Raw genomic sequence first — 10,505 nt, 5'->3', positions numbered from 1 at the left:
ACCAGCAGGCCCAGGGCAAGGCTAAGGTCCAGACCGATCAGCAAGCCCAGGGTAAGGCCGGCGCCACCACGGACCAGCAGGCCCAGGGCAAGGCCTCCTCACAGGACAAGACTTCAACCGCCTCCATCACCAATGTGACGGTCGAACAGAAGACTGAAATCACCAATGTGATCAGGGAGACCAAGGTCGAGCCGGTGGCCAGAGTCGATTTCGACATCTCGGTGGGCGTCGACGTTCCCCGCAACCACAAGATAAGGTTGCATCGTTTGCCGGCTCGCATCGTCAAGATCATCCCGGCTTACGAAACTTATGAATATTTCATGCTTGCGGATGGTCGCATCGTCATCGTCGATCCGGACACGCTCAAGATCGTACTCATCCTGACCTAGCCTGAGTGCGAAAGTCTGGTAGCCGCCTTGCCACAGGCAAGGCGGCCCAACTTTCGCACCATTGCTGCATCTCGTCGCCTTTGCCGCCTCGCTGATTGGCCGGGCGATCCCAGCGGCTCGGCGACGGCGGCTAGCCTCGAACAGAGCCGCCCTTGTTCACCGTGCGCTCAACGCAACCATGCGGTCGAGTGCCGCCGACAGGCCGTTGAGCGACACCGGAAATGTCAGCGGGGTCTCGGCGGCGGTGGTGAGGTTGAGCTTCAGCACCGAGCCCACCTTCATCTTTCCGAGCGTCGACCGATCGATCGAAAACACCACGATACAGCCGTTTGGCAGGCAGGTCCTTAACCGCTGCTGCGACAGGGGCGGCTGATCGTCGATCTGGAATGTCACGCCCGGGTCGAACAATATGCCGAAGGGCAGCAGCAAGGTTCCCGTCAATCCACCCTTCTGCCCCACCCGCAACTCGACGGCCAGAAGCCGCTGGCCGTTTTTCTGTGTCTGGTCCTGAGTGACCGTACAGACCCGGGCATTGTCCTGCAGGCTGCAGGCCAGCTGCCAGTCCTGATAGGTTTCCTGGACCGACGATGCGCCGTTCGGAAGCGACGCTACCTGCTGCTGTTGCTGCGCCAAGGCAGCCGGCACCGTAGCGGCGAAGGCAGCCACGGAGACGACGGCCGCCTTCAGGAGAACATGTCCATGGACCAATGATTGCGACTTTCTCTTTCCGTCGAAGGGAGCGCCGTTCAACCGACTCACGTACAGACCCATTCGCGGATCTTGCATTGGGCTCCCGACGCCTGGCAGGCCTGCAAAGCGAGGTCTTCGGCTTCCCGGCGGGTCTCGGCCGAATTCACGCCCCAGGGCGTGAAACGGTTCTCGACCTTGTCGGCCATGGCAAGCGCGCCGCAATGCTTGTAGGGAAAGCCGGTCTCGTCGTCGTCATTCCAATGGCGATGATTGCGGAACACAGCGACGACGTTGCAGGCCTTTCCGCCCGCGTTCTTGCAATGTTTCTGCGCGATGTCCTTCGCCTCCTGCCGCTTGTCGGCTCCCCAGAAGAAGCCGTATTTAGTATCGGTCTGGGAATAGGCGATGGCTGCCCAGATGCCTTTTTCCTCCTGAGCCGGCTCCGCTGGTTCCACCAGGTCAGCCGAGATGACGTGACCGCTCCACAGCAAGGCCATGCCCAAAACTGCCAAACGTCGCGATTTCATGGTCTGCAATCCTTTCCAGGAGCCCATCCGCCCGCGTGCCTCATTTCGCCGCCGACGCGACCGAAATGACCACGCAGCTGCCACCCGTCGGCAAGAGAAGCGCTTCCCCCGTGTTGCCGCCAAGTTCGTACACCTCGACCTGTCCGAGATGATCGGTGATCTTGCTGCCTTGCGGCAGCATCGGCAGGACGTCGGCGCAGGGGCTGGCGAACGGCGCCACCCGCACCATCGCGCCTTCGCAGCCCGTGGCGGTGGGGGAAGCGAAAACCACCCCGGCGGCCGGCCCGCTGTACTTCTCCGTGGCATAGTCCATGCCGACAAAGGCCTGCATGGCGTGCTTGTCAGCGGCTTGGTCGTTCCACAACGATTTGACGCTGTATTTCGCCCCGGTGGTCAGAAGCTGTCCAAGTACCGGATAGACAGTCGAACAGGCCTGCACCCCGGCCTGCCTGACATGTTCGAGGAACGGCGTGTCCGGCAGCGCTGGGGGCGGCGCCGTCCCGGCCTGTGCGGCCGTCGGGCTGCCGACGAGGCCGGCGATTGCGGCATAGTTCGCCGCGGCGAAGCCGATACCCACCATGGCCACGCTCAACAACGCGAATCCGACGACGCGCGGCCACCGCCGCCGCGGTTCGGCGGCCCTCTTGCGATCCGGCTCGACGATCCTTTTGCGGTCCGGCTCGATGGTCGCACTGCCGCGCGTTGGGGAGATGAACGGATCTTGCTGGCTCATGGTGATGCCCCGGTTACTTGATTGGCGCGAGGGCCTCGGAGAGCCCCTTGAGCGTTGCGGTCACGGTGATCGTCTGGCCGTCGACGGTCGGGTAGGAGATCGCCGGCGTCGCCTTCTGCGCGATCTGCTCGCGCATGAGCGGCCCCACTGGCAACATGCCCACACAGACCAGCTCGTTGCAGCCGTTCAGGTGCACGTCGACAGGCTGGTCGCGCCCGTCGAACTTCAGCGACACCACGCCATCGCTCCTGGCGTTCGGCGCGGTGCGCAGGATCATGTACGGCTTGCCATCCTGGGTGGCGGCAAGCGACCAGCTGAAGGCCATCTTTCCGGCCCCGTCCTCGATCACCTGCGAGACATTGCAGACCTTCTTGCGAGCCTTCAGGTTCTCGTCGCAGATCAGCGTCCAGTTCTCGAACGGTCGGATGGTGCGCTGATAGGTTCCCAGTTTCACGTCGGGCGGCAGCACCACATCCGAAGGCTTGATCCTGTACGGCGACGCCACTTGCCCTGCGGCCGGCATCAGGCCGCCGCAGAGCGCCAGGCAAGTCAGGGCGGCAAGTCCTTTCATTCCCGCCTCAGTTCAGTGTGAAGCTGAGGCCGGCGCCGACGCCGACATTTCCACCCGCCGCCGTGCCGGACAAATTGCCGCGAATGCGTCCATCCTCGCTGGTGTAGCCCGCGCCGAAGGCGAAGGCGCTCGAGTCGCGCCAGAAACCGCCGCCCGCCGCCACGCTCAGCTTGCCCGGACGGTCATCGTAGCGCAGCGAGGCCGCGGCCAGTCCGATCGCAGCCGCCTGCCGTGCTTCGTCCCTGATGCCGCTGATGTCGGAATTGAGCTGGCCGAGCTTCTGGTCGGTATAGTTGTTGGCCTGCTGCAAGGTCGTCACCGCCACCTGGTCGGTGTAGCTCTTGCTCAGGGTCAGGTTCTGGTTCAACTGGTTGACGTTGACCGCATCGGTGCCGGTAACGCCGGGGCCGACATTGGAGATGACGACAGGCGCATTCGGATCGCCGCCCTGCAGCGTTATCTTGTTGGTCTTGGTCGTCGATCCGTCCGGATTGGTCACCGTGTCGTACTGCACGGTGTTTTGGACGGTGCCGCCGATGCCGCCGATCGTCTTGGTCAGATCCTCGATCGCCGTATTGGTGGCGTAGAGCTGCGAACCGTTGATCGCGTCGGTGCTGCCGGAGGAAACGCGACCGGCGGCGACATTGGTGATCGTCCGCTCGGTGCCGGCATCGCCGACACTGACGGTTCCGGTCGGGGTCGTGCCGGCAAAGGCGTAGGTCTTACCGTTAATGGTGGTGCTGGAGGTGCCGACGGCGGCCTGCGACACCGAGCCGGAGCCGAGCGCCACGTCGCTGGCGTTGTTGGCCTTGGCGCCCTGGCCGAGCGCCACGGCGCCCTGTCCCGTGGCCGTCGAGCCATTGCCGGCGGCGACGCTGTTTGTGCCGCTGGCCACGCTCGCCGGTCCGATCGCGACACTGTCGGTACCGCTGGCGGTGGAGTCGGCCAGCGTCGAATTGGCGTGGAAATACTTGATGCCGCCGCCATTGCTGATGCTGGTCAGCGCATTGTCGACCGCCGTGAAGCCATCATAGACGGTCGAATAGTTATTGCCCTGGATGGTGTAGGTCGGGCCGGTGACCGAGCCGTCGGGATTGACCGTGGTGCTGCCGCCGAACAGGTTGGCGACGTTTTGCGACACGCCCTTGAGCTGCGAGACATTGACGCCGTCCGTATTGGCCGAGCCCGCCGCGACATTGGTGAGCTTGCGTTCTGCGCCGGCGGCGCCGATCGACACTTCGCCGGCCGAAGTCTGCGGCGCGGTCAGGGCAAAGGCCGCATAGCCCGCTTGCGCGCCGACCGTCGTGATCGACGAGGCACCCAGTGCGACGCTGTTGGCGAAGGTGCTTTGCGCGCCAGCACCAAGCGCTATCGACTGGACGCCGGAGGCGAGCGAACTGGTGCCGAGCGCGATACCGTCGGCCAGCATCACATGGGCGTTCTGGCCGATGGCCGTGCCGCCGGGCGCGGTCTGGTCGACGATGGCGCCATTGCCGATGCCGACGCCATTGTCACCGTTGACGACCGTGGTCGGACCGACCGCCACCGACTCCGCACCCACGGCGAGCGAGTCGCCCGCCGCCGAATTGGCATGGAAATACTTGGTGGAGGTGACCGAAACCGCGGCGATCGCTCCCTGCAACTGCCGGACAGTGACGGCATCCTGCGCCTGCGTACCATCGGCCACGTTGGTGATCTGGCGGTACGAAGTGCTGGTGCCGACCGACACGGCGCCGAGCAGCGTCTTGTCGGTGGTGTTGTACTGGATGAAGTTCGACGGGCCGGCCGCGATCTGGCCGGTGGCCGGAGCCAGCGCGCGGTCGGAAACCGAACCCGAGCCAAGGGCGACGCCGCCATCGATACTGGCCGCACTGTCGCGGCCGAGTGCCAGCGCGCTGACGCCGGTCGCGGTCGCCTGGTAGCCAACGGCGGTGGAGCCGACGCCTTGAGCGAAGGAATCGGTCTGCGCCAGTCCGGTTTCGTTGGTGCGGGCGTAGCGTATGCCCACTCCATTGGCGTCGGTATAGGCGGTCGAGGTATCGCCGGCGATGTTGTTGAGCGTGTTGCCGAGATTGGTGATGTTGCCCCCGATAGTGTTGACGGTGGCGCCGATGGCGTCGACCGCCTGGTTGGTGGCGAAAAGCTGCGAGCCGTTGACCGCATCGGTCGAGGAGCCGCTGATCCGCCCCGCCGCGACATTGGTGATCGTGCGTTCGGCGCCGACCGCGCCGACGCTGACCGTCGAGGCCGGATTGGTGCCCTGGAAGGCATAGGTCGTGCCGTTGATGACGGCGCTCGGCGTGCCGACCGCCACAGCAGTCACCGAACCCGCGCCCAGCGCCACGTCGCTGGCATTGCTGGCGACGGCGTTGGCGCCCAGCGCGATCGAATTTTGCCCCGTCGCATTCGCGAGGAAGCCCACGGCTGTAGATTCAGCGCCGCCGGCCACGGTTCCGATACCGAGTGCGGTACTGCCGATTCCGCTGGCGTTGGCGCTGACGCCGGCAGCAAGAGAATTGTCTCCCGTCGCCTTCGATTGAAACCCGAATGAAGAGGAGTTTGTGCCACTGGCGATCGCATTGGCGCCGGCTGCGATAGCGTCCGCCCCCGACGCGGTCGCGGCAGGTCCGATCGCGACGGAGTCCGCACCTGTCGCCGACGAATCCACCAGCGTCGAGTTGGCATGGAAATACTTGATGCCGCCGCCGACGTTGATGTTGTTGAGCGTGGCGCCGATGGCGTCGACCGCCTGGTTGGTGGCGAAGAGCTGCGAGCCGTTGACCGCGTCGGTCGAGAGCGCACTGATCCGCCCCGCCGCCAGATTGGTAAGTGTGCGCTCAGCGCCGGGCGCACCGATGCTGACCGTCGAGGTTGGGTTGGTGCCCTGGAAGGCATAGGTCGTGCCGTTGACCACCCCGCTCGGCGTGCCGACCGCAACCGCGGTAACCGAGCCGGAGCCAAGCGCCACGTCGCCGGAGCTTGCCGCCGCCGTCGCGCCATTGCCCAGCGCGACATTGCCCGCGAGGCCGGCGGCACCCGCCGTCGAGCCGTTGCCCAGCGCCACGGAGCCCTGTCCGATCGCCTTGTTGTTATTGCCGATGGCGACCGCGCCATTGGCCATGTTCGCGGCCGTGGCGGTTGCCGTGCCGTCGCTGTTGGCGATGTTGTTGGCGCCGCCAGTAAAGGCGCCCGTGCCGCTCGCATAGCTCGGATCGCCTATGGCGACCGCGCCGTCGCCGAAAGCGGTGTTGCCCGCGCCGATGGCGACCGACTTGCCGCCGTCGGCCACGGCGCCCGTGCCGATGGCGACGGAATCGGCGGTGATCGCGCTGGCGGCGGTGCCCATGGCGACCGCGTTTACGTCTTGTGCCACCGCACCCGCTCCGAGTGCCGTCGAGGCTGCCCCTGAAGAGACGGAAGTTGTGCCGATGGCGATGGAATCGTCGCCTGAGGCCGTGACCGTACGGCCGCCCGCAAACGCACGGGCACCGGTGGCCTTGGCTGCGGACCCAACCGAAACGGAGTCCGCTCCGGTCGCGCTGGCCTGGTAGCCCATGGCTGCCGAATTGTCGCCGCCAGCTACGGTGCTCATGCCAATCGCGGTGCTAGCGACGCCACTGGCAGTTGAGGAAGTGCCCACTGCGGTGGCGAAACCGCCGGAAGAGAGCGAATTGGTGCCGATCGCGATGCTGTTGGGCACGGCCGTATTGGCCTGAACGCCCGCCTGCGCGCCCACACCAAATGCGATGGATTGATTGCCCCAGGCACTGGCTGCGTTGCCCATCGCCGTTGCGCCGGTTCCGGTTGCTTTGGTTAGGGTACCTATCGCAATCGTGTTATCCTGGGATGCCGCGGCCTGATAGCCGCTGGCGATCGATTGGGTGCCGGTAGCCTGCACCGCTGTTCCGACTGCAATTGCGTTGGCGCCTGCTCCATTCGCGTTGATACCCAAAGAGACCGCCTGAAGCCCGCTTGCGACCGACCCACCACCGATCGATGTGCTGTTCACGCCACTGGCAGTGGAGAACTCGCCTAAAGCTAGGGTGTTTGCCTGGCTCGCGGCCGCGCCCGCGCCTAAAGCGACTGCATTAATGGCAGTCGCTTTAGCACTGGAACCCATGGACACAGCCCCACTCCCCGAGGCATTCGCGCCGACGCCGACCGCGGTGGCAAGATTGGAGCCGGCGTTTGCATTGTTGCCGAGAGCGACGCCGGAGGTCGCGCCATTTGCCACAATTGCGCCCGAGCCTATCGCCACAGCACCACCGGCAGCGAGCGTCTGTGCCTGGTTACCCAAGGCAACTCCAAAAGCTCCCGAAGCAACGGTGCTGGAGCCGACGGCGACCGAGTTGATGCCCGATGCACCGGCTGACTTGCCAAGGGCAACGGAACTGTCCCCACTGGCGACGGACGACCAGCCACCGGCAAATGCGTAGTTGTTGCTGGCCGCGGAGCTGGTACCGACCGCGGTGGAGTTCCCTCCCGAAGCAACAGAGAAGGTACCCAACGCGTTGGCGCCTGCCGCGATTGCTTGAGCTTGCACGCCAAGTGCGACAGAATTGACGTTGCTTGAGATCGAGCCACTGCCCAGCGCCATCGCGCCGCCGGTGCCTGTGGCTTGCGCGTTCAGGCCGAGAGCCACCGAGTATTGTGCCGACGCAACGGATGAACGTCCTATCCCGATGGCGTCAGCCTGGGATGCCGTGACATCAGTGCCAATGCCGATGGCGCTCGTACCAGTACTACCTGTTCCCGCAGCGGTTCGCGAGCCAAGATAGACGGAGTTGATCTGGGAGGCGAGTGACTGGAACCCTATTGCCACGGCATTCTGGCTGCCCGCGCTGGCATTGGTGCCCTCGGCAATGGAATCGGCTCCGTTTTGCACGGCTCCGGATCCAAACGCGATACCGCGCACGCCATTTGCCGTGCCGCCGCCGCCGAAAACCTGCGCGAGTGCCGGCGTGGCGATGCCGGCCAATGCGATCGCACCCAGCGCCGCCGTCAGCATCCTGCCGTTGCCGAGCGCTCCAAGCCCATGTCCCTTGCGTCGCATGCCAAGCACGCGAGACGCCATCCGCAGCACCGCCATCAGGCGGCGGCGCAGCGAGCGGGAACCGAAGTCGGCGCCCACGATCCAGTGCCCGGCAAAATCAGCTACGCGACGCCGAACGGATGTGTCACTCGAAATGCTGATATCGGTCATGGTTCCCTCTCCGCTGGCCGGCACGACAAATGTCTGACAATTTCAACACATCGCAGGAAGACATGATTCATGCCTTCCGTATTTCACGAAATTGCTGTTTTGTGAGAAAAACCCGGAGCAAACCGACGGAGGTTAACGGCTCGTTACCTTAGCTGATGCTTTAAAACCAAGTAATAGAATAATGACGTGAGCGGTGCCTTATCTAATCTTTGGGTTAAGCTTGCCCGTTCGCGACTGCATCGGCGTCACGCCCCGGTATTTCTTCATAACCGTTGTAAAATGGCTCTGGCTCGAGAAACCGCTCGCATGAGCGATGTCCGCAATCGTCATGCGGCTGTCGGCAAGCAGTCTTTCGGCGAGATCCAGCCGCAGATCGAGAACATATTGATGCGGCGGCATCCCGAACGTCCGCGAGAAAGCCCGCATGAAGTGGTAGGGCGAAAGCCCGCAAACCGCGGCCATCTCGGCAAGCGCCAGCTTGCGCGTAAAGCTCTCGGCCAGGAATTCCTGCACGAGGCGTGTGCTGCGCACGGAAAGTCCGCCCTTCACGTTCGGCTCCGGCTGTCGCAAAGAATTGGCTCCTATGGCCGATCCCGGGGAACCGTCGTCACGCCGCATTTCGCGACCTGTTGGCACCCAGATGGAATTCAACCCGAGGCTGTCCTCCCCGTTCCCCCGTAAAACAATTCGTGACCGATCGCACCGCGCCCGCATCGCTGATCCATTTCATTGGGCCAATCCGGCCGGGTAGCGAACAATGACTCCGTGGCATTCCGGATTGTTCCGCCGAGCCTTGGAGCCCAATCGCGGCGACGTATTTTGGAAAACTCCGCAACCTTTGTACAAAATTCCGATTCCTGATGGCGAGGCGGCGGGTGTAGCTGCTTTGCCACATCGGCGCCTTTCAACTCCTGGCGGAAGTATGTCCAGCCCTGGTCGGCGTTCTTCCCCTGTATTTTCTCATGGTGGCGGCCAGGTGACTCTGGTCCGAGAAACCGGTGAGGTAAGCGACTTCGGCGATCGCGAGATCGCCACCGGTCAGCAGCTTTTCCGCGAGGTCCAGGCGCAGATTGATCAGGTAGCGATGCGGCGGCATGCCAAACGTCCTGGCGAACCTGGCAATGAAATGGTTCGGCGAAACACCCGCCAGCGACGCGAGCTCGGCGACCATTATTTTTCGCACGAAGTTTTCATTGAGGTACTCGCGCACGCGTCGGGCGCCAACAGGCGAAAGCCCGCCCTTGGGCGGCACGGGCTGCCTGTGGCTGCTCGTGTAGGTGCGCAGCAGATGCACGCCGAATACCGTGAGCAATGAATCCAGATAGAGTTCGTTGGGAGGCACTTTCGCGGTCAGCTCGGCCGTGATCATCTGGGCTATGGTAAGGGCGCGAAGATCGACCGTGCCAAAGGCAGGCGGCTCGAGCTCAACGTCGGCGGCATCGAACTCATAAGCGGCCAGTTCCGATAGCGCTTCGGGCGAAATGGAGACGACGGCGTTTTCCCTGGTCTCCGACCAGGCGAAGGTGCTGTCTACCCCTGCGGGATTGACAATAAGGCACCCTACGGGCGCATCGTACTCGGTGATCCTGTCGCTGCCGAGCGAGGCTCTGAATTTGCGTCCCGGCCTGAGCACAATTCCCGCGGAATGTTCCCTGGCCAGGAAGTTCTGCGATCCGGGGCCGCGGACGGAATGGATGACGCTGCCGCGCGCGGTGGCTCTTCTTGGCCCCGCACTTTCAGGAATGATATCCAGGACGTATCGGGCCATTCGGTCGATGCTCTGGGAACCGCCGCTTTCCCGAGCCTTCGCATTTTTCATTCGAGTCGCCTCAGCGCCTTGCTGTCGCTTGAAATCCCCTTGGCCCGACCCGAAGGCAACGTAACGCACGCGCCTCGGCTAGGGAAGAAGTGCCATGCGCAAACAAAAATTTTTGTTCGTGAAAAGAAAGAAAAAATGACCGATGGCGTAAGCTGCCGAGTATTTTATTTCAGCCCCCCGTCAGTCTTCGCCATACGAGAGTTCTTGTCGATCAGGCTGGCATGATCGATTCGGCGTTTCGCACTGATATAACGCACCTACATGACGGCGTGGTACGGTCTCCGCGGCCCCACAGCTTGGCTGGCCAGCGGAATCCGTGAAAGGCAACATGCGGTATGGAGCAGTTGAGATGCACGCCCGCGCGGCTAAAAATCGCCACGCCGCTTCTCGTACAAATCCCAGGTGAGTTCCACTAAAGCCAGAAGCACATCGTCCTCATTCCAGCCGGCCGCGACCGCCGCCTGGACGATTTCACGCACGCGAGGCAGCAACTGGCGCTGACACTCGGCCGACATGTCGCCATCGCCCACAGGAGGTGGCTCGAAGTTGAATGTCATAGTTCGGCGCTCCCCC

General features: G+C 63.6%; 9 protein-coding genes. 1 reads left to right on the top strand and 8 read right to left on the bottom strand.

Features of this window, described 5'->3' with window-relative positions; genetic code table 11:
* Window positions 1-389: DUF1236 domain-containing protein (locus A3AU_RS01000000136730; RefSeq protein WP_032918639.1), on the top strand; the 389-nt coding region annotated here is incomplete at its 5' end.
* A 156-nt stretch (window positions 390-545) separates the two neighbouring features.
* Here the strand turns inward: A3AU_RS01000000136730 and A3AU_RS0134330 are convergent.
* The 8 genes from A3AU_RS0134330 to A3AU_RS0134295 form a co-directional block, all read right to left on the bottom strand.
* The gene (locus A3AU_RS0134330; RefSeq protein ID WP_245235640.1) at window positions 546-1,055 is read right to left on the bottom strand and encodes an invasion associated locus B family protein; all 510 of its coding nucleotides are present in this window, start codon (window positions 1,053-1,055) and stop codon (window positions 546-548) included.
* A gap of 89 nt (window positions 1,056-1,144) precedes the next feature.
* Window positions 1,145-1,606 (bottom strand): DUF4189 domain-containing protein, encoded by a 462-nt coding sequence (locus tag A3AU_RS0134325; RefSeq protein ID WP_027056894.1) that lies wholly within the window; start codon window positions 1,604-1,606, stop codon window positions 1,145-1,147.
* 40 nt (window positions 1,607-1,646) lie between these two features.
* Window positions 1,647-2,339 (bottom strand): hypothetical protein, encoded by a 693-nt coding sequence (locus A3AU_RS0134320; protein WP_027056893.1) that lies wholly within the window; start codon window positions 2,337-2,339, stop codon window positions 1,647-1,649.
* Window positions 2,340-2,352: 13 nt separating this feature from the next.
* Window positions 2,353-2,910, bottom strand: a complete 558-nt coding sequence (locus A3AU_RS0134315; RefSeq protein WP_027056892.1) for an invasion associated locus B family protein — start codon at window positions 2,908-2,910, stop codon at window positions 2,353-2,355.
* Between the two features lie 7 nt (window positions 2,911-2,917).
* The gene (locus A3AU_RS0134310) at window positions 2,918-8,113 is read right to left on the bottom strand and encodes a beta strand repeat-containing protein (RefSeq protein WP_027056891.1); all 5,196 of its coding nucleotides are present in this window, start codon (window positions 8,111-8,113) and stop codon (window positions 2,918-2,920) included.
* A gap of 198 nt (window positions 8,114-8,311) precedes the next feature.
* On the bottom strand, window positions 8,312-8,662 hold the full coding sequence (locus A3AU_RS0134305) for a helix-turn-helix transcriptional regulator (RefSeq protein WP_245235639.1): 351 nt from the start codon (window positions 8,660-8,662) through the stop codon (window positions 8,312-8,314).
* A gap of 355 nt (window positions 8,663-9,017) precedes the next feature.
* Window positions 9,018-9,932, bottom strand: coding sequence for a helix-turn-helix domain-containing protein (locus A3AU_RS0134300; RefSeq protein WP_027056889.1), 915 nt, complete (start codon window positions 9,930-9,932; stop codon window positions 9,018-9,020).
* A gap of 365 nt (window positions 9,933-10,297) precedes the next feature.
* Entirely contained in the window at window positions 10,298-10,489 is a 192-nt protein-coding gene (locus tag A3AU_RS0134295; protein ID WP_027056888.1) for a hypothetical protein, read from the bottom strand.
* Window positions 10,490-10,505: the final 16 nt, after the last annotated feature.

The organism is Mesorhizobium erdmanii USDA 3471 (genome assembly GCF_000472705.1).
Classification (GTDB): Bacteria; Pseudomonadota; Alphaproteobacteria; order Rhizobiales; family Rhizobiaceae; genus Mesorhizobium; species Mesorhizobium erdmanii.
The sequence above is the reverse complement of the archived record's forward strand: the minus strand, read 5'-3'. Positions and strand labels throughout refer to the sequence as shown.